Annotated in this window: 16 protein-coding genes; 7 read left to right on the top strand and 9 right to left on the bottom strand. The window is 65.3% G+C overall.

Features of this window, described 5'->3' with window-relative positions:
* Positions 1-3: 3 nt before the first annotated feature.
* Complete coding sequence (locus tag ACFWU5_RS07675) at positions 4-942, bottom strand: tyrosine-type recombinase/integrase (RefSeq protein ID WP_379242524.1); 939 nt, start codon at positions 940-942, stop codon at positions 4-6.
* Between the two features lie 265 nt (positions 943-1,207).
* On the opposite strand from ACFWU5_RS07675, the gene ACFWU5_RS07670 reads away from it, so the two are divergent.
* The 3 genes from ACFWU5_RS07670 to ACFWU5_RS07660 all read left to right on the top strand — a co-directional run bounded on the left by ACFWU5_RS07670 (position 1,208) and on the right by ACFWU5_RS07660 (position 4,539).
* Positions 1,208-1,495, top strand: coding sequence for a hypothetical protein (locus ACFWU5_RS07670; protein ID WP_379242526.1), 288 nt, complete (start codon positions 1,208-1,210; stop codon positions 1,493-1,495).
* Positions 1,496-1,951: 456 nt separating this feature from the next.
* On the top strand, positions 1,952-4,135 hold the full coding sequence (locus ACFWU5_RS07665; protein ID WP_379266494.1) for a hypothetical protein: 2,184 nt from the start codon (positions 1,952-1,954) through the stop codon (positions 4,133-4,135).
* Between the two features lie 176 nt (positions 4,136-4,311).
* Positions 4,312-4,539 (top strand): hypothetical protein, encoded by a 228-nt coding sequence (locus ACFWU5_RS07660; RefSeq protein ID WP_379242534.1) that lies wholly within the window; start codon positions 4,312-4,314, stop codon positions 4,537-4,539.
* Between the two features lie 106 nt (positions 4,540-4,645).
* Here the strand turns inward: ACFWU5_RS07660 and ACFWU5_RS07655 are convergent, their stop codons facing one another.
* On the bottom strand, positions 4,646-7,660 hold the full coding sequence (locus tag ACFWU5_RS07655) for a Tn3 family transposase (protein ID WP_379266493.1): 3,015 nt from the start codon (positions 7,658-7,660) through the stop codon (positions 4,646-4,648).
* A 109-nt stretch (positions 7,661-7,769) separates the two neighbouring features.
* Between ACFWU5_RS07655 and ACFWU5_RS07650 the strand changes: the two genes are divergently transcribed.
* Positions 7,770-8,450 (top strand): NAD(P)H-binding protein, encoded by a 681-nt coding sequence (locus tag ACFWU5_RS07650; protein ID WP_379266492.1) that lies wholly within the window; start codon positions 7,770-7,772, stop codon positions 8,448-8,450.
* 10 nt (positions 8,451-8,460) lie between these two features.
* Here ACFWU5_RS07650 and ACFWU5_RS07645 read toward each other — a convergent pair whose 3' ends face one another.
* From ACFWU5_RS07645 to ACFWU5_RS07630, 4 genes are all read right to left on the bottom strand, one after another.
* Positions 8,461-11,757: a hypothetical protein gene (locus tag ACFWU5_RS07645; protein ID WP_379266491.1), complete on the bottom strand. Its 3,297-nt coding sequence runs from the start codon at positions 11,755-11,757 to the stop codon at positions 8,461-8,463.
* A 69-nt stretch (positions 11,758-11,826) separates the two neighbouring features.
* A complete protein-coding gene (locus ACFWU5_RS07640; protein WP_379242544.1) occupies positions 11,827-12,219 on the bottom strand; it encodes a VOC family protein in 393 nt (130 codons plus the stop codon).
* Between the two features lie 128 nt (positions 12,220-12,347).
* Complete coding sequence (locus ACFWU5_RS07635; protein WP_379242546.1) at positions 12,348-13,160, bottom strand: ABC transporter permease; 813 nt, start codon at positions 13,158-13,160, stop codon at positions 12,348-12,350.
* Positions 13,157-14,095, bottom strand: a complete 939-nt coding sequence (locus ACFWU5_RS07630) for an ATP-binding cassette domain-containing protein (RefSeq protein WP_379242548.1) — start codon at positions 14,093-14,095, stop codon at positions 13,157-13,159. Before ACFWU5_RS07630 ends, ACFWU5_RS07635 begins: the two co-directional genes overlap by 4 nt.
* 162 nt (positions 14,096-14,257) lie before the next feature.
* On the opposite strand from ACFWU5_RS07630, the gene ACFWU5_RS07625 reads away from it, so the two are divergent.
* From ACFWU5_RS07625 to ACFWU5_RS07615, 3 genes are all read left to right on the top strand, one after another.
* The gene (locus ACFWU5_RS07625; protein WP_379242550.1) at positions 14,258-14,896 is read left to right on the top strand and encodes a PadR family transcriptional regulator; all 639 of its coding nucleotides are present in this window, start codon (positions 14,258-14,260) and stop codon (positions 14,894-14,896) included.
* Positions 14,897-15,082: 186 nt separating this feature from the next.
* The gene (locus tag ACFWU5_RS07620) at positions 15,083-16,915 is read left to right on the top strand and encodes a hypothetical protein (RefSeq protein ID WP_379266490.1); all 1,833 of its coding nucleotides are present in this window, start codon (positions 15,083-15,085) and stop codon (positions 16,913-16,915) included.
* 166 nt (positions 16,916-17,081) lie between these two features.
* A complete protein-coding gene (locus ACFWU5_RS07615) occupies positions 17,082-18,491 on the top strand; it encodes a multicopper oxidase family protein (RefSeq protein ID WP_379266538.1) in 1,410 nt (469 codons plus the stop codon).
* A 45-nt stretch (positions 18,492-18,536) separates the two neighbouring features.
* Here ACFWU5_RS07615 and nuoN read toward each other — a convergent pair whose 3' ends face one another.
* Genes nuoN through nuoL form a run of 3 tightly spaced genes read right to left on the bottom strand, consistent with a single transcriptional unit; the run spans position 18,537 to position 23,661 of the window.
* Complete coding sequence (gene nuoN / locus ACFWU5_RS07610) at positions 18,537-20,159, bottom strand: NADH-quinone oxidoreductase subunit NuoN (protein ID WP_379266489.1); 1,623 nt, start codon at positions 20,157-20,159, stop codon at positions 18,537-18,539.
* Positions 20,156-21,778: an NADH-quinone oxidoreductase subunit M gene (locus ACFWU5_RS07605; protein WP_379266488.1), complete on the bottom strand. Its 1,623-nt coding sequence runs from the start codon at positions 21,776-21,778 to the stop codon at positions 20,156-20,158. The genes nuoN and ACFWU5_RS07605 overlap by 4 nt, the downstream gene beginning before the upstream one ends.
* Complete coding sequence (gene nuoL / locus ACFWU5_RS07600; protein ID WP_379266487.1) at positions 21,775-23,661, bottom strand: NADH-quinone oxidoreductase subunit L; 1,887 nt, start codon at positions 23,659-23,661, stop codon at positions 21,775-21,777. The genes ACFWU5_RS07605 and nuoL overlap by 4 nt, the downstream gene beginning before the upstream one ends.

Here is a 23,661-nt window from a genome sequence, read left to right as displayed (position 1 = left end):
GGATCAATGGCCACGGTGTCGGCGCGCTGCCGGGTCGCTGTCGGCTTGGAACTTCCGCAGCCCCGCGTCGGACACACGCGCATACTTGGCGAGGCTACGTACCGAACTATGTCCAGACAGCTTCATCAACACCGGCGTCGACGCACCGTCCTCCGCAGCGTGAGTGAGCCGGGAATGGCGAAACTGGTGCAGCGTATACGGACCGTCGCCGAAATGCTGAGTGTGGGCTTCGAACAACTCGGCCGCGCGCCGGTAGGACAGCCTTCCCCGCCCGGTCGACAGGTCGATGTCGTTGGTCGCGACCGAGGGCCGCGCTTTGCGGTCAGTTAGGAACAGTGGTCCGGTCTTGCGGCCGGCCAGCATCCGCGGCAACAACCTCGCGGTGCCGGTCTGCCACGCGATGACCTCCCGTGCACCGCCCTTGCGGGTCACCACTGCGCACCGGTTGCTGGTATCGAGTTCGGGTAGGTCGAGCATCAGTACCTCCTCGGCCCGCGCGGAGGATTCGTAGAGCAAATGCCACAGCACCCGTTCCCGCAAGGGCGCATCCGAACCCAGGAGCTCAGCGACGCGGTCGCGGCTCAACGCTTTGCTGGTATCAGGGGGTGCCGGTCGCGCTCGCAACCGCACCAGCGGATCACCCGCCAGCCAATCCTGTTCCCGCCAGTACCTGCAAGCCGAGCCCAGCGCGGTCAACCGGATGTTGAACGTCTTCGCCGACTTGGCGCCCCACACGAACGTGAACCAGCCACTCACCCGATCCGGCTCCGAACTCAGCACCGCGACATCGGTGTCCGCGCCGAAGTCGGTGACGAGGCGATCCAGCGCGGCGGCATAAGTCGCGCGGGTGTTCAGCGCGGGAATCGTCGCCAAATAGATCCGTACAGCGTCGGCCAGCCGAACCCCGCTCGCCGAACTCGGCAACCTGTGAACCCGCCCCATTTCGACCTCCAGTCGCACTACCGCACATAGTTTCCCGAGTCGACACGGCGCGGAAGGTGCATCGCGCCAGGACGACCGAGCAGTTATCGCACATAGTATGACACTATCTGCGGTAACTCCTTAGCGCCGGATTGGGCGGATTTGTTCCTCGACCCCCGAGTATCGCGATGGCGCCAGCATCGCCGCACTGGCTCGCCGACACCAGGTAAGTCGGGCCGCAATCCGCACCGCCGTCGCTGACCTGCTGCCCGACCGGCCCGAACAGTTGTCCCGAGCTGGTGACGACGAGCCGCGCCCGATCCGGATCGAGGTGCCCGGCAAGGTTGCCCACCACCTGAACGGCCACTTAGCCAGCCTCGGCGAACCCGAGCGCCAAGCCCTACAACAGGGCCGGGAGGTGCGGCGCGGTCAAGGATATAGCCTGCACGTCACAGCGCTGCCGCCCGTTCATCAGGCGCTGCTGGACGCCGCGCAATCCCTCGGCAGAAGCGGGTCGGCCGCCGACCGCAAGGCCATGAGGATCTATCGAGGCCGACTAGCCTCGATCACCTGATCAACGGAGACCGAATTGCCGGTCCACCAGCTCTGCGAGGCCGAGTCTTTGCATGAGCTCCGCCGCGACCTGCCATACCGTCGAGGAAGGCATAATCCGCGAAGTCGGAGTCGGCACAGGGTACCGAGCTGGCCTGGATGCGCAGCCGTCCGACTACCGGCCGCTCAAGGCGCACGACACTCTGTTCTGAGCCAAATTCACGGGCCTTGCGACTGGCGCGATTCCCTTGCAGTGGACGAGAACCCGCTCGCACTGGAGCGAAAGTAACTCGCAGACTACATGTTTCGATATGACAACCTCGCAGCCACATGCTGACCTGAGTCCAGTTCGTGACCGCGCCGGTATCCGATGCGCGACGTAGCGGAGCAACATCAGGGACTCTGGGATAGCCACACTGTTACTGAATTACGTACGGGGGGTAGGGAATTGTATCTTCACCATCTATTCAGATCCCATGTGCTGGGGCTGCTACGTGCGGTCATCGTCATCCTGGTAGGGGCTGTCATAGCTGCGCAGCTCGTGTCGGCGAACGCGCAGCCATCAACTTCTCCATCGCCTCCCGCTCCGGGCAAGTCCTGGAAAGCGACCGAAAACCCCAACACCACTGTTACCCCAGGCAAGATGCGTTCTGACCGAGAAGAGATCCCCGGCGGGTTCTCCAAAGCCGACGCGGACAAAGCCGAGACCATGGAGGCCGCAGCGGCGGGCAAAGCCGAAGCCCGCGCACTACTCACACCAGGATGTCAGGTCTATTGGCCATCGCCCTACGAGGTCTGCGGAGCGATCAAGGATAAATACAACTCCCTCGGCGGCCCCAACAGTTTCTTGCTATGGCCGACCACCAATGAGTTGACCCAGCCAGATGGGATAGGCCGCAGGTCGGTATTTACCAACGGCCCGATCTACTGGTCGCCAAACGGTGGCGCGCACCCGGTGGTGAACCATTTCTTCGCCGCTTGGCAACGCAACGGCTGGGAGGGCGGCGTACTGGGTTATCCAACCTCCGACGAGTTCGTGAACTCAGACGGCATCGGCCGTCGCCAGTACTTCGACGGCGGGACCATTTACTGGAAAGCGAACGAAGCGTATTACGTTACTGGCGCGATCCGCGATAAATGGGGCGAAGCTGGGTGGGAAGGTGGCTACCTCGGCTACCCGATCAGCGACGAGGCGGGCACGCCTGACGGGCTGAGTCGTTTCAATCGGTTCGAACACGGCGTGATCTACTGGACTGGAGCCTACGGCGCGCACCCTGTTAGCGGCGGACTGGTGGCCAAATGGCAGCAGTCGGGATTCGAACGTGGTCCTTACGGATACCCCACCGCCGATCAACAGCAAGTCGGCTCGTCGTGGCGTCAGGAATTCCAGTTCGCGACGATGGGCTACCCGACAGAGACTGCGGCTGGCGTCGTTCCAGAAGCCGGCGACGAGGAACCGGTCGTTCCGATGGGCCGTCCTACGACCTGGCAGGAGTTCGGCGACGATGCCGCGGCCGGCGCAGCAGGGAGTGCGGCCACAGGGGGCGCTGGGGCCACGTTCGTCTCGTGCGTGTCGGGACAATCGTGTCTGGTATCGGAGCCGGGCTCAACAATGCCGCCGGGTGCGGAGGACCCGACGCTGGATGGACCGGTGACGCCAGCTTCATTCATTCCGAGCGAATGTACGCTTCAGCCGTGGACCGGCACATGGCGGCTGACCCGTAAGAATGCTTGCATGGTTCTCAACGGTAGAGCTGAAGTCATCAATAAGGAGGGCGCCGTTGCTGGGGAAATTCCGTTTAATGTGAAGACGGGCATCCTGTCCTCACATCGAACTGGGGAGATGAACCAGGAGTTCAGGATTACGTTTGGAACATTTATTGGCAGCGTCGGCACTCCCACATTTAAATATCAACCGATCTATTCGGGGTTCGATCCTGGACAGTATAGTGTCGATGGCCCGTCCAGCGGTTCTTCGGTCAGCGCAGGACAGGTCAAGGTCATCGTCGTGAAGTGGAAGGAACACGACATGGCCGACTACGACGCGGTCGCACGTTCGATGTTGATAGACATATGGTTGGGAAATAATTCGCCAAATTTTACCGAGTCAACTTCTGGCAGGTTTCGAGCTGATATGTTCCGATGCGACACGACAATAAAAAATTCGCAGGGCAATTACCAGCAGGGTTGCGTTGTAGCGCCTTCGACTCCGCAGTTCAGCCTCGGTAGTAATACCGCCGAGCAGACCGGACACGTTCAAGCCGCTATCGCGTCTGGGCTTCCCGGTTCCGCCACGCCACTCCATCGCCAGGCGGATGCTGTCACCCGCGATATCAACCGCCAGACCGCATGTCCGGCCAAGGGCGCGATCCGTGACGGGCGTCGTCTCGACGGTCGATCATGCGATGAGTATCCGTTCGCATCGACCACAGAGGGGGCGGCGACCTCGGGTGGGGGCGGTCGAACTTTCAACCCCCAGTGTCATGTGCCTGATCTCGGGGCCGCCACCGGCTCAGCTGGTTTTAGCGTCTGCATGATCGACGCGCCGCAGAACTCGCTGGCGGGCAGCCTCCTGGGCGCCTTCTACGGCACGAATCGTGTCATCAACCAGGATCCGTTCCGAGTGCACGCTCAAGGAGGTTCTCTGCCACCGGCTCCGTGACGAGCTGTCTGTAAGGGCTAGAATTGTGGGCAATCGACTGGCTAGGAGTCAACGTGCAGGGGAAAGTGGTCGGCGCCACTGTGCTAGGCGCGGTGGTTGTGGGTGGCGTCGTTCTCGGCATCGTGCGTTCTGGCGAACACAGCAGCACACCCGCTATACCGACGACAGGACAGGACGTGAGCTCGGTGACTGATGCCCCGAAACCCGTTGACGATAACGAGGACGACTACGACGTCAACCTCGAGGAACCAGTGATCGAGCCGGGCAAACCCACCACCTTGGAGGAGTTCGCCCGAGACTCCCGAGAGGGAGTGACGCCCGGACACACCGAGGACGGCCCACAAGCAGTCGAAGGCCTACAAGCAAATGAGGGCCTGATCCTGCGGTCCCAGTCCAACCCCTAACAAGTGAATATCGGATGGGCCCAGACCGCGAAAGTGGTCTGGGCCCATCCGCGCTTGGTTGTGCTCCGATGTGACGGCGATGGAATGCCACGTCCACGCCGCTGCTTCAGAACAAGGTATCGCGGATCCTCAGCGGCCGGTACCCGGTCGGGCCGAGCTGCGCGAGCTCGGCGTCGATATCAACCTCGATGGCACCGAAGAAGTTGATGTTCTCGCTATGTGCCGGCGAGATGTGCGACAGCACGTCGTCGTCGATGCGGCGGCCCTCGCGGCGCATCTGGTCGACGGCGAGCCCATAATACTCTGTGGTCCACGCGATCACCGCGTTCGTGGCCAAAGTCAGGCACCACGCCTGTTCGGTCTGGGCTTCCAGGTGACGCGCCCGGAAGGCGCCTTCGTGGGCGTAGATCAGGTCACGCTTGAGCGCGTGGATCGACTCGCCCTTGTTGAGCTGGCGCGAGATCTTGCGCCGATAGTCCGGATCCGACAGGTATCGGGCCGCGTAGATCGTCCTCCGCATCGCGCCGTACTCCTTCAAAGCAGCGGCCAGCGCGTTCTGCCGGGTCGACGCGGACAACTTTCCCACCAGCAGCGACGCGGTCGCGTGCCCGAACTTCAACGACCCGGCCAGCCGTAGCAGGTCGTCGTAGTGCTCGGCGATCAAGTCCAGATTCAACTTTCGGGTCAGTAGGTGCCCCGCAGTAGGGAACCGGGCCTCGGCATCGGCACGTGAGCCCGGACGGTACAGAGTCACCCGCCCCAGATCCCGGATACGAGGAGAGAGCTGCATGCCCAGTAGATCGAACAACGCGAAGTTCACCAGCGTCACCCCGTGGGTGTCGGTGGCGTGTTCGGTGATCGGCAGATCCGTTGCGTTGCCTAGGATCTCGTCCAGCACGTAGTGCGCTTCGCGGCGAGTGGTGACGATCATCTTCGTCCCGTAGGTGGTGTGCTGATCGGTGACGTGGGTGTAGGTCGACAGGCCTTCATCGGCGAACCATTGATTCGCCACGCGAGCGGTGGTGGACTTGCCGCGCGTCGGGAACCGTTGGCCATCAGAGGAAGACAATGTGCCGGAACCGAAAGCGCTGGTCAACGACAGTCGTCGGTGGTAACCGATGATCGCCAGATTCGCCGCTCGCAGCGTCTCCTCCCGCACGTACCATTCCGCTGTCCAGGTCAGGATGTCGTAGGAGATGCCGGACGCTTCGGCCATGTTCGTCAGCCCGAGGTTGGTGGAGTAGGCCAGGAGGACAGCGATCAAGTTCCGTTTCAACTCCGGCGTGCGAGTCTGCTTACCGCCGGCGTGGGTGAAGCAGTCAAGGTAGCCGGTGCGCTTGTCCAGCTCGATCAGCAGCGACACGATCGGCGCGAACGGAAGCATCGCGGTCAGCTCTGCCTTGAGCGCTGTCGCCTCGGATGGAATGTCTTCCGCCGTCAAAGGCGAGATCACCAGGTCACCGTCTTCATCGAGGCGAACCGGGCCGTCGCCGGGCGCCAGGACCATCTCCAGCTCGCCCATCGCCTCGTGCCACTCCTCGACGATCGTTGCGAGCGCGCGGGCCGGATCATCGGATTTGTCGACCAGGCGGCAGAACTCGGCACGCTGGGGCTCCCACTGCTCGGGGGTGAGCAGATAGGCGGCCGGGTCGGCGTAGCGGCGTGACCCCGGCACGAACACGTCCCCGGTGCGAAGCCCGTCGCGCAGCCCGACAAGCACGCACAACTCCCAAAAGTGCCGGTAGGCAACGGCATTGCCCGTCTTACGGGCTTCGTCGAGATATCCGCGCCACTTCGTCGGCACGAACCCGGTCGGCGCCTCATCGAACACTTTTCGGCGGCCGGTGGCGTTCAGCTCGCGCAGCATGTCCACCGCGAGCAGCAGCTCGGTCGCTGAGGTGCCGCCAGCGAACCGCACCGCCGACAGCACCGCCGGGGTGAACCGTCGCAGATACGTGTACGACGAATCCAGGGCCGCGAGGTGCCCGTGATCGCGCGGCAGTCGCGGCCGGGCTTGCGCGATCGCGGCGCGCAGCCGCTCCCACCCGATACTCTCACCCCGGATCATGGCGCCGATGTCCTCGTCGGGGATCTGCGGGTCGGTCACGATCGTGAGCAGATCGTCTAGGAGCGCTTGCCGGTCCTCCCCGGTCTTTCCGCGTTCGGCGAGTTCTTCTTTCATCCGGTTCTCCGCGGCACTGAACTTCGCTGACAGCGCCTGATCGAACAGCGCCACCACCTCGTCGAGCACATCGACGGCTGACTGTGCCACCACCGTCAGCAAGATCGGATACCGACGCTCCGGTTCCCGACGCTCCAGCGCCTGCACGGTCAACCGCCGCCCCAGCGTGGCCAGAAACCGGCGTCGTTCGGCTGGCAACACCGACATGTCCAGGGTGTCCGCGCCCAGACCTCGCAGATACCCCAGCTTCTCCACCTCGTTGCGCACTGCGGCTGCCGACGCCTCTACCGGGCCGGTCGACAACCATCGCAGCCGCGACATCTTGATCGACGGCTCCATGACCAGCAGAGCATCCAGTTCCGCGCACCGCCGCGGCGTGAGTTCGTGCGACACCCGGTCGTAGGTTTCGCGCAGAGCCTGCTCGCGGGCGTGTACGACTCGGCGGACGACGGTGTCTGGGCTGGGACGGATCATCTTCGCCGACAGCAGATACTCACATCCCAGCCGGAACAGCAGTGTCGGTGAGTCGTGCTCCATCGCTCGTGCCAGAAGGAACTCGTCGAGTTCCTTCAGCTCCGCCGCGCTCGCCAGCCGCCACCCCAGATATTGCGCTACCAACCGTAAATGCTCGGTACGCGTCTGCGCCCGCTTGCCATACGAGCGGATCATCGACGCATCCACTTCCAACTGGTCCGCCAATCGCGCCACCGCAACCGGTGGCGCGTCGGCCACCCGATCCGGCACGAACCCCAGCCACGGCAGCGAACACAGCGCCACGGACAGTCCGAGTCGCTCCGCCGGGCCACGGCCCCGCCCCGGCGTCACGAACGCGACATCGGCCGGGGTCAGCGTGAAGAACCGGAACAATTCCTCGCGGCTGATATCGGGAAACTCCCGAAGACGCGCCAACTCCTCATCCGCGAACACCTGCGTTGCCACGAAACCTGACCTCCAGCACACCAATCGACGTCATCGGAAGCCAAGCCAAGCACCAACCGAGCCGACCCGCAGCCCGAGCTGTGACGGCACATATCTGCTGGTCAAGTCATTGTCGTTGTTTTTCGCGCGATTACTACCGGAACCCCACGACACCGGCATCAGCGCGCACCTGATGGACCCCCGAGCCATCCTCGCGCTCGCGAAAGCCGCCGGGATACAACGGGTTGTGCGGCTGTCGTCGCAGGGTGTGGTCACCCGGCCGGAGTCGGCCTCACATGGGCAGTTGGCGCATTCTTTCGAGGAAGCGGTTCGTGAGTCGGGGCTGGAATGGACCATCCTGCGGCCCGGCGGCTTCGCCTCCAACGCGTACGCCTGGGCGGAGTCGGTTCGCGACGAACGGGTTGTCGCGGCGCCGTTCGGGGACGTCGGGTTGCCGGTTGTTGATCCGTTCGATATCGCCGAGGTCGCCGCTGTGGCGTTGCGCGAAGACGGTCACGCGGGGCAGGTTTATACGTTGACCGGTCCCGCGCTGAGCACGCCACGTCAGCGCGCCGAAGACCTCGCCGCGGCGCTGGGTGAACCGGTCCGGTTCGTGGAACAGACTCGGGCACAAGCGAAGACGCAGATGCTGCACTTCATGCCAGAACCCGTCGTCGAGACCACCCTGGACATCCTCGGCAACCCGACACCCGAAGAACAGCTGATCTCGCCCGATATCGACAAGGTGCTGGGCCGTGCGCCGCACGCGTTTTCGGACTGGGCGCAACGAAACATGTTCGCGTTCAAGTAGAAGGGGAGTCTTACTCCGGTGCGGTGAAGACGCTGTGGGCGGCGCGGCGGACATCGGGGGCGGGGTGGGTGCGCAGGGTGGTGAGCAGGGCCGTCCATTCGGGTGTCCAACCGAACTTCGCACCGCATCGGGCGACGATGGTCAGGGCGGCCAGGGCAGTGGAAGGTGTTGGGCCGCCAGCTAGTTCGGTGCTGATCGTGTGGAAGGTCGAGGGGGCGGTGGTGTCGAGTTCGGTGCCCAGGCGTTGGCCTAGGTGGTGGGCGGGGCGGGTGATCAGGGTGCCGGTGGCGTAGGTGGCTGCTTCGTCGAGGGCAGTGATGATGCTGTCGGGGTCGGTCCAGCGGGTCGCTACGACGGTGAGTTCGATGACCTGGTCGGTCCAGAGTGGGTCGTCGGCCACGGTGGCGATGACCGGTGCGGCCAGCAGGCGGGCGTCGCCGGGGTGGTTGCGGACGATGGGCACGAATCGGTCGAGTACGACGGAAAGGCGTTGGTGAGCGGGCAGATCCCGGTCCGATGCGCGGAAGTCGTCGGTGCGTAGTCGACGCACGGCCGCCACCAACGCTGTCGGGTCGCTGTCGGCCTGGACTCCGGACAGCAATGCGCTCATCGCGGACTTCCAGGTGGCGACGGTGGACAGGTCGGTGACCAGGTCGACCAATACCTCCTGGGTGTCTGGAGCCCACCAACGCCGCCATGAAGCCAACGCCGTCAACGCCAGGGCGGCCGAACGGGGATCGGGACCCGCGGCCAGGTCGCGCACGAACGTCGCGAACCGTTGACGCTGCGGCACAGGCAGCATCCCCGGTCGAATGTCGAGAATCGCGCCGGCCACAGCGGGGTCAGTTGCTGCTCGACTCAGCAGTGCCCAGGTTTGTTCCTGGTCGAGCAGGAATCGGGTGGCGAACACCGCCGCTCGTCGGACGTCGCGATGGGCTTCGGGGCGGGCGGCCCGTTCGGCGATGATCGGCAACGCATCGGGGGCGCGAAGTTCCGCGAGCAGCCGGATGCCTTCCTTCACCGCGGTGATCTTGGGCGAATCGAGCAGCGGTGCAACAGCGTTGGACAGTCGATCCGGTGCGATCCACCGGGCGCAGGTGGACAGGCTGCTGACCGCGACTCGGGCACGATCGTCGCCCACGTGCTGTGCCAGCACAGCCATCGCGCGTTCGGGTTCGTCGCTGGTGCCCAGCGCGGTGAGCGCGGCCTCGGTGACCACGAGCTCGTCGTTGTCGACGAACCGCTGCAGCCTGGCGAAACTGTCGGGCAGGCGCCCGAGTTGGCGGACGGCGCGCGCCCGCTCGTGCGGAGTGGTTTTGGGGCCGCGGGCGTAGTCGTCCAGCAGGCGCGCGTACCGGTCGACGTGGTGCGGTGACCACCGGTGGAATCCGGTGAAGAACATCGGCACGAACACCACCTTCGCCGACAGGAACCGGCCCCCGGTCTTGGTGTTCAGCAGGGTGTCGAGCAGGTCGGTGCGCCGGTTGCCGATCAGGGCTTGGACCGACGACAACGTGAACAGGGAACGGTCGCGCGCGAGCAGTTCGTCCAGGTGGGCGTCGCGTGTGGTCGGCGCGGCGAGAGCGAGAGCAACGGCCGTGCGCACGGTCGAATCCGAGGACGTGCGACAGGCGCGCAGGACCAGACGTTGCAGGTCGGGCAGGTCGAACGCGCGGTGTTCCAGCCCGGCGGCCAAGCTCAGGCACAGTTCCCAGCGGTCACGATCCGCGTCGGCTCGAAGGCGGGGCAGCAGCGCCGCCAGGATCTGCTGTTCTGCTCCGCGCGGCAGATTGCGGTGCAGCCCCCACAGTTTCGGGTCTATCGACAGGTCGGCCAGCAGGGTCATGATCCGCAGTGCCGCGGCGGTGAACGCCGGTTCGGCGGTGGTGCCGCCGCGCACCAGCAGGGTGCGGGCGATCGTGCTCACGGTGTTGGACGTGGTCCAGGAGCGGTCGCGGGCGTGCAGCGCGTCGGAGGCCAGTTGTTCCAGACCTGGGAGGTGGTCGGTGGTCAGCAGTGACATGGGGATGCCGGCCACCGCGCGCAGGGCGGAACCGCGGACCGGGTCCTGTTCGTTGCGCAATCTGGTCAGCAATGCCAGCAGTTCGGTGATCACCAGCGGGTCGCGGCTTCCTACCGCCGCGGTGATCAGTCGTGGATAGGCAGCGGCACGCTCGTCGGCGGTGGGACGCCGAATCGCTTCGGCCAGTATCGGTTTCGCTTCCGCCCACGGCAGGCGGGCGGTCAGGCGGTCGGCGACGTCGGGCACGTCGGCTCCACCGGGACGCGACAGCAGTGTGCGGGCGATCTGCGCGCGAGCAGGGCCCGCGATCGCGTCGAGTAGATCCAAGTCGACAGCGGCGGGCGCGAGGCCGGGGCGGGCCAGGTCGGCGCCGGCGATCGCCGCACGTCGTGACGGGGGAAGCGTGCGCAGGAAAGCGAGTTTCGTGCGCGAGGCGAGATAGAGTTCGCGCAGTTGGTCGTCGGGCAGGAATTGGAAAGCCCGTCCCAGCGTCGGGCCTGCCAGTGCGCGACCATTGCCGCTGGGGTGCAGTATCAGGTGGCGCACGGCGTCGGGGTCGTGGCGAGCCAGCCGTCCTGCCACGGGATTCAGCGACGCGACCGGCACGTATTCGATCGCCGACGCGGCCAACGCGAGCAACCGGTCAGGGCTGTATTCCACCGCCGCGACGGGGTTGGCGGTCAGCCACGACCACAGTTCCGGCCACTCGGCCAGCCCTGCGCCCTGCGACCGGGCCTGCACGAAATCCATCACGACACCGATGTGCTTGCCCGACAACTTCGTCCAGTTGGACACCGCGTAGCCCAGCTCCGGCAGCCACTGCGCGACGACCGCGTCCGAACACGACGGCAGCACCCGTGCGGCCTCGACATCGCCGAACAACTCCCGCAGCACGGGTAGGAGCGCGTCGGCGATCTGCGTTCGATCCCCACGCCCCAGCGCCCGCCTGATGGTCTTCCTGGTTTGCTGCGATGCGCGGGGCAGTCGCCGCACGACCACCGCGGGATCGACCCCGAGCCGGATCAGCGAAGCCAAAGCCTGCCCTGCGATTTCCTGATCCGTCGAATCCAGTTGCGACAGCAGATAACCACGGTCCTGCCCGACGACAGCGAGATAGTGCGCGGTCCGCCGCCCCGACCGCCCTTGCTGCGCGACCTCGCCGAGCAACCGCGTCAACTCCGCGGTCCCCGCAAGCCGCCTCGCCGCCCCCGCCAGTGTCCGCATGCGCTGCGGCACCGACATTCGCGCAACGTCGTTCAGCAGTGTTGTCCCCGTACCCTTCATGCTGGCTACCGTATCGGTCAGGTCCGACAGGGTCGGCCTGGCATCGATTGCCGAGCACTGCGCAATGGTTCAGAGGTCGGTGGGTGGTGGTGCGGTCGGGCTGGAGACGTCGACGAGGTAACCGTTGGGGTCGGTGACCAGCATGCGGCGTTGGCCGTAGAACAGATCTCGGGGTGCCTCGACGATGGGGACGTCGAGGTCCTTGGCTCGGGCGTAGACGGGTTCCACATCGGCGACGACGATGGTGAGGTAGGAGCCGCCGAACGCGCCGCGGGCAGACTCGGGAACCAGTTCATGATCACGCGCGATGATGCCGATGGTTGCGTCCGATTCGGCGTCGCCGAGTTGCACGAACCAGTCGCTGTCGTAGGCGATTCGGAAACCCAGTAGGTCGACGTAGAAGTCACGCGTTGCGGGGAGGCGGTCACTGCAGATGTTCACGAAGCATCGTGAAATCGTCATATCGGCGACAGTAGCAAACGCCGAATTCCGGGGCGGTTCAATCGGACTCACCTGTTCAGTCTCCGACGGGCGGGAGACCGGCACGGGGCAGCGGCACTGACACTGTGCCAGTGCCGCTGCCCCATCGACTAGTGGCTCAGGTCGCGGAATCGACGTACTGCCAGTGGGAAGAACACCGCGATCAAAACCAGCGGCCACACCACCGCGAGGAACTCCGCGTGGGTTGCGGCCCACGAGGTGCCGTTCGTGCCGGGGTTGCCGAAGAGGGTGCGGACCGAGGTGGCTGTTGCCGACATCGGGTTCCATTCCACGATCGTGCCGAGCCAGGACGGCATCGAGTCGGGGGAGGCGATGGCGGTGGACAGGAAGCTGACCGGCCAGATCAGCATTTGCACCGCCTGCACCGATTCCGGCTTGCCGGCGACCATCGCCAGGTAGATGCCGATCCACAGCATGGCGAAGCGCAGCAGCAACAGCAGTCCCACCGCGGTCAGGAAGGAGGCGAGGCCGTCGTGCCAGCGCCAGCCCATCGCGTAACCCACCGCGATCATCACCGCCAGCCCGACAACCGATTGCAGCATGTCCGCGACGCTGCGGCCGACCAGTACGGCACCGGAGTTCATCGGCATCGACCGCAACCGATCGATGACACCTTTGCCGAGGTCCTGGGTGACCGACAGCATCGTCGCTTCGAGACCGAAGGCCATGGTCATCGTCAGCATGCCGGGCACCAGGTAGGACGTGAAGTCGCCGTCGACGCCACGTCCGCCACCGATCAGGTAGCTGAACATCAGCAGCAGCATCACCGGGAAGACCAGGCCGATCACCACCTGCGCGGGCTGGCGCACCCAATGTGCCAGTTCGCGTCTGGTCATCGTCGCCGAGTCGGTGATCGCCCAACGCAGCGTCGAACCGATGCCGTGCGTGGTGCTCACAGTCATGCCACGTTCTCCTTCGTCAGGTGCAGGAAGACCTCGTCGAGGGTCGGCTTGCGTAGTGCGATGTCCTCGGCCTCGATGCCCGCGGACTCCAAGGTCCGCACGGTTTCGGTGAGCGCCGCCATCCGGTCGGTGACCGCGACACTGATCTGGCGTCGGTCCTGATCCACCACCGCGTCGCCGGGTAGCAGTGCGGCTGTTCGGGCCAGGTGGGCGGGGTCGTGCAGGACCACGTCGATGCGGTCGCCGCCGATCTCGGATTTCAGCTGGTCCGCGGTGCCTTCGGCGATGACTTTTCCGTGGTTGATCACCGCGATCCGGTCGGCCAATTGGTCGGCCTCCTCCAGGTATTGGGTGGTCAGCAGGACGGTGGTACCGCCGCCGACCAAGGAGCGGACCGCGTTCCAGACCTCCGTGCGGCCGCGCGGGTCCAGGCCGGTGGTCGGTTCGTCCAGGAACAGAACCTGCGGCTGGGAGATGAGCGAGGCCGCGAGATCGAGACGTCGTCGCATGCCGCCGCTGTAGTTCTTGATGGCCTTCTTGCCGGTGTCGGCGAGCCCGAATCGGGTGAGGAGTTCGTCGGCTCGGGTTCGTGCTCGGCGCGCGCCGAGATGGTAGAGGCGACCGAACATCTCGAGGTTCTGTCGGCCGCTGAGTTCCTCGTCGACGGCGGCGTTCTGGCCGAGCAGGCCGATCCGTGAGCGCACCTCGTCCGCCCTGGTTCGCACGTCGATTCCGGCGACCTCGACACGCCCGGACTCCGGGCGAAGCAGGGTGGACATGATGCGCACGGCTGTGGTCTTTCCAGCACCGTTCGGGCCGAGAATTGCCTGGACGGTTCCGGCTCGGACCGTGAGATCGAGACCGTCGAGGGCCTGCTTGTCCCCGTATTTCTTGCGTAGGCCTTCGACGACGATCGCTTGATCGTGGTCATGCACGGTGTTCTCCTTCAGTCATTGATCAAACTTGACTAGAAGTCCACGGTACGAAGAATCGAGCGATTAGTCAAACTTGACTAATCACACCGACGATCCGGGGTTACGTGACTGGCTAAGCTGACCTCCGGGTTCCTAGTCAAAGTTGCCTAGAGGGAGATGTGCATGTCAGCGATCCGACTGCTGGTCCTGGGCGCGGTCCGTCAACATGGGCGGGCGCACGGTTACCAGGTGCGCAACGACCTCGAGTTCTGGGGAGCCCACGAGTGGTCCAACGCCAAACCGGGGTCGATTTATCACGCGCTCAAGCAGATGGCCAAGCAGGGACTGCTCGTCGCGCACGAGGTTGCGCCGAGCACCGTCGGCGGACCACCGCGCGTGGAGTACGAGATCACCGAAAAAGGCACCGAGGAATACTTCGCACTGCTTCGCCAGTCTCTGACCTCGTATGACCAGCAGATGGACATGCTCTCGGCCGGCATCGGGTTCATCGTCGACCTGCCACGGGACGAGGCCGTCGCGCTGCTGCGGGAGCGGATCGCGGGACTCGAGCGGTGGCGAAGCGGTGTGACCGAGTACTACACACCCGAACACGGCCCCGGACAGCTCGGGCACATCGGCGAGATCATGAATATGTGGGTGCACTCGTCCGACAGTGAGGCGGCCTGGACGAACGGACTGATCGAACGGATCGAGGGTGGTGCGTACACCTTTGCGGGAGAGGGTGAACCGTTCGTGGGGGTGCTCGCCGACGGCGATCCGAACCCGTTCACGACAGGTTCGCACCCGGGGGACCTCCAATAGCGGGGCAGCCGTTCACTAGCACAAAAGTGATCTGGACCACAAGATCCTCGAGGTCGGTTTTCGACCCTGTCAGTCCGGCCTTTGGGAGGGGGAGGTCGGGGGCAGCGGCTGGCAAGACTGGTCGTGGCCGCTGCACACCATCGGCCGTAGAGCACTTCGCGCACAACCAGTTCGGAGAAGGACAACATGGTGAAACTGTCGGGACAACGGGGGAAATGGCTGGCCGGCCTAGTCGTTGTCGGCGTCGCTGTCGGCGCCGGAACGGGCGGGGCGTTGCTGACGCGGGCTATGGACGATCGTAGCGCTGCTGCCGGTCTGCCCGAGGACCCCAACGTTCCGGTCGCGTGTGCGGACCGGCGACCGGCCGCGGTCGATCCGGGTAGTTACGGGATGCAGAAGGACGGGACTTTTCTGCACCCGTCGCAAACCTATGTGAACGAGGAAGAGCAGCATCCGTTCCCCGGTGGCGGTGAGGAGCTGTTTCCCGCGACCGACGGTTACGACCCGAACACGTACAAGAGCGACAACGTGACCGTCGAGGCGCACTACCCCGGCAAGAAGTTCACGCCGGATCCGTTCCATTCCTGGCAGAACATCGTGGACTTCGACGGTCGACGCTACATGTTCCAGTACGACCGCAGCGATGCCCGCGTCTACGACATCACCGACGTCAAGAACGTGCAGATCGTGGAGTCGCTGTCCCGCGAGGACGTGGGCGAGGTCGAAGGTAACCCCGAGGCCGTCGCAGGCAAGGACTGGGCCGCGCATGACATGTGGGGCGCCTCCACGATCCAGTGGAGCGCCAAGCACGGCGGCTACATCATGGTGCAGAGCTTCGAGATGAAGCGTCAGGTGCACTTCTGGATGGGTGACTCACCGGAGAACAGCAAGTACGCCAGCCCGGAAGGGGTGGCCGCGGCGCGCGCCGATACTCAGCTCAAAGGTTTCAAGGTCTACAAGCTGAACGGTCCGCGGAAGAAGGACTGGGAGCTGCTGTCCACGGTCAGTACCGACCAGACCCAGCAGAATCCGCTCGACTCGGACCTCACCAAGCCGCAGCAGGGTTCGGGCTCGCTCGACGTTCCGCACTGGGACGGTGGCCGCTACATGTTCATCTCGGCCGCGCCCAGCGACGACTGGTCGATGCAGGAGTACCCGACCTACCTATACGCCAACGGTTTCCAGGTCTGGGACATGGCCGACCCGGCCGCACCCAAGCTGCTGGACACCTGGCATCGCAATGGCATGGTTCGCGGTGAGGAAGAGGCCTATCGGTCCAATCCGCGCTGCGGCAACCGGACCTCGTGGATGGGTTCGCGTAACCCGCTCTACATCCCCACTCCCATCGAAAACGGTGGCAAGTACGGATTCGCGGCCATGGGTGGCTTCGGCATGTCGATCCTGGACATCTCCGACCCCACGAACCTGCGCGAAGTCGGGCACCTGGATATTCCCCCGTCAGTGGCGGGCACCGAGGCCGACAACATCGACGTGTCGCAGTTCGAGAAGACCGGCATGGTCTATCTGAGCGGTTACCCGCTGTCCGAGGACTGCTACGAGCCGTACAAGGACATCTTCCAGATCGACGCCTCCGATGCCACCAAGCCGCGCATCGTGGGCCGGCTGCCCCGTCCGACACCTCCGGGCGGCGCGACGGTGACCGACTACTGCCAGCGTGGCGGCAGCTTCGGCCCCAAGCGCAGCGGCTACTACACCTCGCCCGGTGAGCCCAAGGACGGGCTCATGATCTACGACTTCTACAACGCGGGTGCACAGTTCTTCGACGTCACCGATCCGAAGAAGCCGAAGATCGCGGGCTACTTCGCACCCCCGACCTTCGGTCCGGAAACCGAGGATTGGGCACGCAGCAACCCCACCCACGGCGTGTATGTCGAATACGACCGCAAGATCGTCTGGCTGATGACCAACGACGGGATCTACGCCCTGTCGTCGCCATCGCTGCTGGGCGCACCGAATCTCGCGGCACCGACGGAGCCTTTCCGTAACTCCGCGCGATAAGGCGGAACGTCTCGCAATAACGGCACGCCGCGCAGATTCACCGGTGGGTGATTCCGCGCGGCGTGCTGGTTCCATCGACGACACCGCTGTCGGGCTGCGGGGCGATCTTGCCCCGGCCGAGTAAGCTGCCCGCGGAGGCCGCTCCCAGCAGGCCGGTACCAGTGAGATCCGCGCGGGCGTGTCCACTCCGACCTGGGGGTACAACGGCGCGATCCTCGGCCCCACCGTCAGGGCGCGCCGCGGGGACACGGTGCGCATGGAGGTGACCAACAGTCTGCCCGACATGACCACCACGCACTGGCACGGGATGCATCTGCCCGCCCGAGCCGACGGTGGCCCGCACCAGCCGATCGAGCCCGGCACCACGTGGACCCCGGAATGGCAGATCGACCAGCAGGCCGCGACCCTGTGGTACCACCCCCATCCACACGGGTTCACCGGACCGCAAATCTATCGGGGCCTGGCTGGACTGTTCATCCTCGACGACGACGGTTCCGACGCCGCGCAGCTACCCGAGCAGTACGGGGTCGACGACATTCCGCTCATCATTCAGGACCGCCGATTCAACCCGGACGGAACCCTCGACGAGACCGACCGACCGGACATCGGCCTGCTCGGCGACACCACCATCGTCAACGGCATCACCGACCCCCAGTTCGCCGCTACCACCCGGCGGGTTCGGTTCCGCATCCTCAACGGTGCGACCATGCGCATGTTCAACCTGCGGTTCTCCGACGGTCGCGGCTTTCACCTGGTCGGCTCCGACGGCGGCCTGCTCAACGAGCCCACACCCGTGCACAACGTGTATCTCAGCCCCGGTGAACGGGTCGAGATCGTCGTCGACCTCGCCGTCGCCGACACTGTCACCTTGCAGGCAGTCAAGTTTCCGGACAATCTCGAGGTCGACAACAGCGACGCACCAGACTTCGGCCTCGACGACCAGTTCGACCTACTCGTGATCACCGGTCCCGGCCAAGGATCCGATCCGGCAGCATTGCCGAACGGACTCAACCCGACCCTGCTCGCGCTGCCCGACACCACCGGTGCGCGGACCCGGACTTTCGACATGGAATGGTTCCAGATCAACGGCAAACGCATGGATATGACCCGGATCGACGAGGTCGTCGACCACGACAACTGGGAAGTATGGATCGTGGCCAACAAGGACAACTGGCTACACAACTTCCACGTGCACGACACCCAGTTCCGGGTGCTGTCGCTGACCGACACCTCGACCACGCCGCTGACCGACGGCTGGAAAGACACCATCCTGCTCGCGCCCGGCGCGGTGGCTACCCTCGCGGTCCGGTTCACCGGCTACACCGATCCCCGCTGGCCCTACATGTTCCATTGCCATATGACTTACCACGAAGACCAAGGCATGATGGGCCAATTCGTCGTGGTGAAGCCGGGCCAGCAACCCGACCCCCAGATCGGATCCGGTCTGGACCGCCACCAGTACACGACCGAGACACTCGCGAGAACAGCCCCGGTGACAACACCGGCACTTCATCCACACCGCCCGTGCCCAGTACCCACGATCACGGCGGCGGGAACTGAGCGGCTGGGTGCGTAGCTGCTAACCGCGTGGGGCAGCGCGGGTTTTCGCGTTCGTGGGGTATCAGCGAATGAACAGGGCGCTGCGGTCGGCGAGGTCGAGGATGGGTTGGGGGAAGATGCCGAGCAGGACCGTGGCGCCTGCGGTGAAAGCGACGACCAGGGTGGTGGCGAAGGGGGCCGTGACGGTCGGGGCGTCTGCTGGGGGGTCGGTGAAGAACATCAGGACGATGACTCGGATGTAGAAGAAGGCGGCGATCGCGCTGCACAGGACGCCGAGGATGATCAGGGGGGTGTAGCCGGCTCCGGACGCGGCCGCGAAGACGGCGAATTTGCTGACGAAGCCGCTGGTCAGCGGCAGACCTGCGAAGGACAGGAGCAGGAGGGCGAAAACTGAAGCCAGCCACGGGGATCGGCGGCCCAGGCCTGCCCATTGCGACAGGGAGGTGGCTTCGTCGCCGGAAGAGTCGCGGACCAGGCTGACTACCGCGAACGCGCCGACGGTGCCCAGGCCGTAGGCCAGCAGGTAGAACAGGATCGCGGCGACGCCTGCGCGGTCGGCGGCGACGATGCCCACGAGCAGGAAACCGGCGTGGGCGATCGAGGAGTAGGCGAGCATCCGCTTGACGTCGGTCTGGGTGATCGCCATGACCGCACCCACGACCATGGTCGCGATCGCCACCGCCGCCAGCACCGGGCGCCAATCGTCGCTCAGCGCACCGGTTCCCACCATCAGCACGCGCATGGTCGCGCCGACGGCGGCGATCTTGGTGGCGGCGGCCATGAAGGCGGTGATCGGGGTGGGTGCGCCCTGGTAGACGTCGGGGACCCAGGCTTGGAACGGGACGGCGCCGATTTTGAACAGCAGGCCGACCGCGAGCATCGCGATGCCGAGCAGGGCCAGGGTGGCGTCTTCGGGTTGTTTGTCCAGTGCCGCACCGATTCCCGGCAGTGAGACCGTGCCGGTCTGCCCGTACAGCAGGGCAACGCCGTAGAGGAAGAAGGCCGAGGAGAACGCGCCGAGCAGGAAGTATTTCAGCGCTGCTTCTTGCGACAGCAGTCGCCTGCGTCGAGCCAGCCCGCACAGCAGGTACAGCGGCAGCGACAGCACTTCCAGTGCGACGAACATGGTGAGCAGATCGTTGGACGCGGGGAAAAGCAGCAGGCCACCGACCGCGATCATGGTCAGCGGGAACACCTCGGTGGTCGCGGCACCCGAGCGCACGGCGGCGAGTTCGTGTGCGCTGCCCGGCACCGCGGACGCCTGCGGGGTGAACGCGTCGACCCCTCGGTCCAGAGCGGCGGCCGCTCGACTCCAGGTGCCGGGTCCGCTGCGCGCGCGGGGCACGGCGCCGCGTTCGGCGATCAGCAGCAGTCCCAGCAGCGCGACCAACAGGATCGTGCCCTGCAGGAACAGGCTGACTCCGTCGATGGCGACCGAGCCCACCACCGCGGTGCCTTCGGACCCGCCAAGCAGCACCACGGCCACCAGCGCGCCGACGACACCGACCACTGCGAGGGTGAGCTGTGTCGGATACCGGTGGGGAAGTGGCACGAACGCTTCCACGAGCACGCCCACCACGCCGACCGCGAACACGATCAGCATCGGGGACAGCAGGTGGTATTCGATGCTGGGTGCGGGCGCGATGGCCGCCAGGTCGGTGATGGTCACGGAGTCCGTCCTCATTTGTGGCCGCCTGCGGGCGGGGTGGCCGCGCCTGCTTCGGGGGCGGGGACCGTCGGCGCGGGGTCGTGCTTACCGATCGTGGAAAGGGTGTGTCCCACTGCGGGATCCACCAGGTCCAGGATCGGTTTCGGGTAGAAGCCCAGGACCAGCAGCGCGACCAGCAGCGGCACCACCACGGCCAGTTCGCGCGGCACCAGGTCGCGCAGGTGCTCGTTGCCCTTTTTCAGTGGGCCGGTCATCACCCGCTGGTACAGCCACAGCACGTAGATCGCGGCCAATACCAGTGCGAAGGTCGCGATCACCGCGGCGACCTGGTACTTGGGGAAGGTGCCGATCAGGACCAGGAATTCGCTGACGAACGGTGCCAGGCCGGGCAGCGACAGGGTGGCCAGACCGGCGATGAAGAACGTGCCGGCCAGCACCGGTGCGACCTTCTGCACCCCACCGTATTCGGCGATCATTCTGGTGCCGCGTCGGGAGACCAGGAATCCGGCGATGAGAAACAGTGCGGCCGTGGACAATCCGTGGTTGACCATGTACAGGGTGGCCCCGGATTGGGATTGGGTGGTCATGGCGAAGATGCCCAGGATGATGAAACCGAAGTGCGAGATCGAGGTGTAGGCGATCAGGCGCATGATGTCGGTTTGGCCGATCGCCAGCAGCGCCCCGTAGAGGATGCCGATCACCGCCAGGGTGATGACCAGGGGCGCGAAGGTGTCCGAGGCCAGCGGGAACAGCAGCAGGCAGTAGCGCAACATGCCGAAGGTACCGACTTTGTCGACCACGGCCATCATCAGCACCGCGCTGGACGGGGTGGCCGAGACCGCCGCGTCGGGCAGCCACGTGTGCAACGGCCACAGGGGTGCTTTCACCGCGAAGGCGAACATGAAGCCCAGGAACAAGGCGTTGAGAACCGTTGTGCTGCCGCCGAGTTCACCGTTGTTGGCCGCGGCGACCACTATGCGCAGATCGAACGTCCCCGCCGACCCTTCGCCCAGTCCCGCTTGGGCGGTGAGCACGTACAGGCCGATCACCGCGGCGAGCATGATCAACCCGCCGAACAGGTTGTACAGCAAGAACTTCACCGCCGCGCGGGAGCGTTGGGCGCGGATCGCGTGGTCGGTGGTGCGGGTGCCGAAGCCGCCGATGAGGAAGTACATCGGGATCAGCATCGCTTCGAAGAAGATGTAGAACAGCAAGATGTCCAGCGACAGGAACGAGATCAGCACCATCGACTCGACCAGCAGCATCAACGCCATGTAGATGTGCGTGGTGCGGGGGCCTTCGCCGGTGGCGGTTTCGTCGTTCCAGCCTGCCAGGATCAGCAGGGGCACCAGGGCCGCGGTGAGCAGGATTAGCGCGGTGGCGATGCCGTCCAGGCCCAGGGTGTAGCCGACGCCGAACGCCGGGATCCATTCGTGGGATTCGACGAATTGGTACTGGTCACCGCCGGGTTGGAACCGTGCGGCCAGCACGACGGCCAGCGCGAGCACACCGAGCGAGACCGCGAAGGCCAGGCCGCGTGCGAGATTGCGGCGCGCGGCGGGCACCGCCAGGACCAGCCCTGCCCCGAGAGCGGGGGCGAGCCAGAGTGTCGTCAGCCAGGGAAACGAGTTCACCAGAACCTCACTGCCAGCAGGGCAGCGGCGAACAGGGCCGCGCCGGTGAACATGGACAGGGCGTAGGAGCGCACGAAACCGGTCTGCACCTTGCGGATTCGTGCCGACAGCCCACCGATCGAGGCGGCCAGTCCGTTGACGATGCCGTCCACGCCTTTCGCGTCGAGGAACACCAGCGCTCGCGTGAGATGGCGGCCGGGGCGTTCGAACACGGCTTCGTTGATCTTGTCGGCGTACAGGTCGTCGCGTGCGGCTTCGGTGAGCACGCTGACCGGTTCGGGCGCGACTTCGGGGATGGGGTTCTCGGCGTATTTGCGGTAGGCGATGGCGACACCGATCGCGACCGCGGTCAGGGCCAATCCGGTGACCACGGCCGGGGGGATGACGGGTTCGCCGTGGTGGGAGCCCACGACGGGGGTCAGCCAGTTGACCAGCGACGAACCCCACACGAACAGCCCACCGGCGAACACCGAGCCGAACGCGAGCAGGATCATCGGCCCGGTCATCACCGCGGGGGATTCGTGCGGGTGGGTGTCGGGCTTCCAGCGGCGTTCGCCGAAGAAGGTCATCAGCATCACGCGGGTCATGTAGAACGCCGTGAGCGCGGCACCGACCAGCGTGACCACGCCGAGCAGGATTCCGACCGCGCCGCCGTGGTCGAAGGCCGCTTCGATGATCTTGTCCTTGGAGAAGAACCCGGAGAACGGCGGCACGCCGATGATGGCGAGATAGCCCAGGCCGAAGGTGATGAACGTGATCGGCATCAGGGTGCGCAGGCCGCCGTAGCGGCGCATGTCGGTTTCGTCGTTCATCGCGTGCATCACCGAACCGGCACCAAGGAACAGGCCAGCTTTGAAGAAGCCGTGGGTGAGCAGGTGCATGATCGCGAACGCGTAGCCGGCGGGGCCGAGGCCCACGGCCAGGATCATGTAGCCGATCTGGCTCATGGTCGACGCGGCCAGTGCCTTCTTGATGTCGTCTTTGGCGCAGCCGATGATGGCGCCGAACAGCAGGGTGATCGCACCGACGGCCAGCACCGCGGCGCGGGCGGTGGGGGCCAGATCGTAGATCGGATTGCAGCGTGCGATCAGGTACACACCGGCGGTGACCATGGTGGCGGCGTGGATGAGCGCCGACACCGGGGTGGGGCCTTCCATCGCGTCACCCAGCCACGACTGCAGCGGCACCTGCGCGGATTTGCCGCACGCGGCCAGCAACAGCAGCAGCCCGATCGCGGTGAGGGTGCCTTCGCTGGCTCCGGGACTTGCCGCGAACACGGTGGCGAAGTCGAAGGAGCCGAAGGTCGCGAACATGACCATCATGGCAATCGCCAAGCCCATGTCACCGATCCGGTTGACCACGAAGGCCTTCTTGGCTGCTGTTGCTGCGGAAGGCTTGTGGTACCAGAAGCCGATCAGCAGATACGACGCCAGGCCCACGCCTTCCCAGCCCAGGTACAGCACCAGGAAGTTGCCCGCCATGACCAGCACGAGCATGGCGGCGAGGAACAGGTTGAGGTAGCCGAAGAATCGGCGTTTGCCGGGGTCGTGGCTCATGTAGCCCAGCGAGTAGATGTGGATCAGCGACCCGACACCGGTGATCAGCAGCGCGAAGCAGATCGACAGCTGGTCCAGTTGCAAGGTGAACCCGACTTGCAGGTCGCCCGCGGGGACCCAGTTGAACAGCTCCTTGTGGATGGCGCGGTCGGCGTCGGGGCGGGCGAGCATATCGGTGAACGCGACCACCGCGACACCGAAGGACGCCAGCGCCGCCGCGGTGCCCAGGTAGGGGCCCCACCGGTCGGTGCGGTGGCCGAACAGCAGCAGGATGATCGCGCCGACCAGCGGCAGGGCGGGCAGCAGCCACAACGTTGCGGTACCCAT

This window comes from Nocardia sp. NPDC058640, from assembly GCF_042716995.1.
Taxonomy (GTDB): Bacteria; Actinomycetota; Actinomycetes; order Mycobacteriales; family Mycobacteriaceae; genus Nocardia.
The sequence above is the reverse complement of the archived record's forward strand: the minus strand, read 5'-3'. Positions and strand labels throughout refer to the sequence as shown.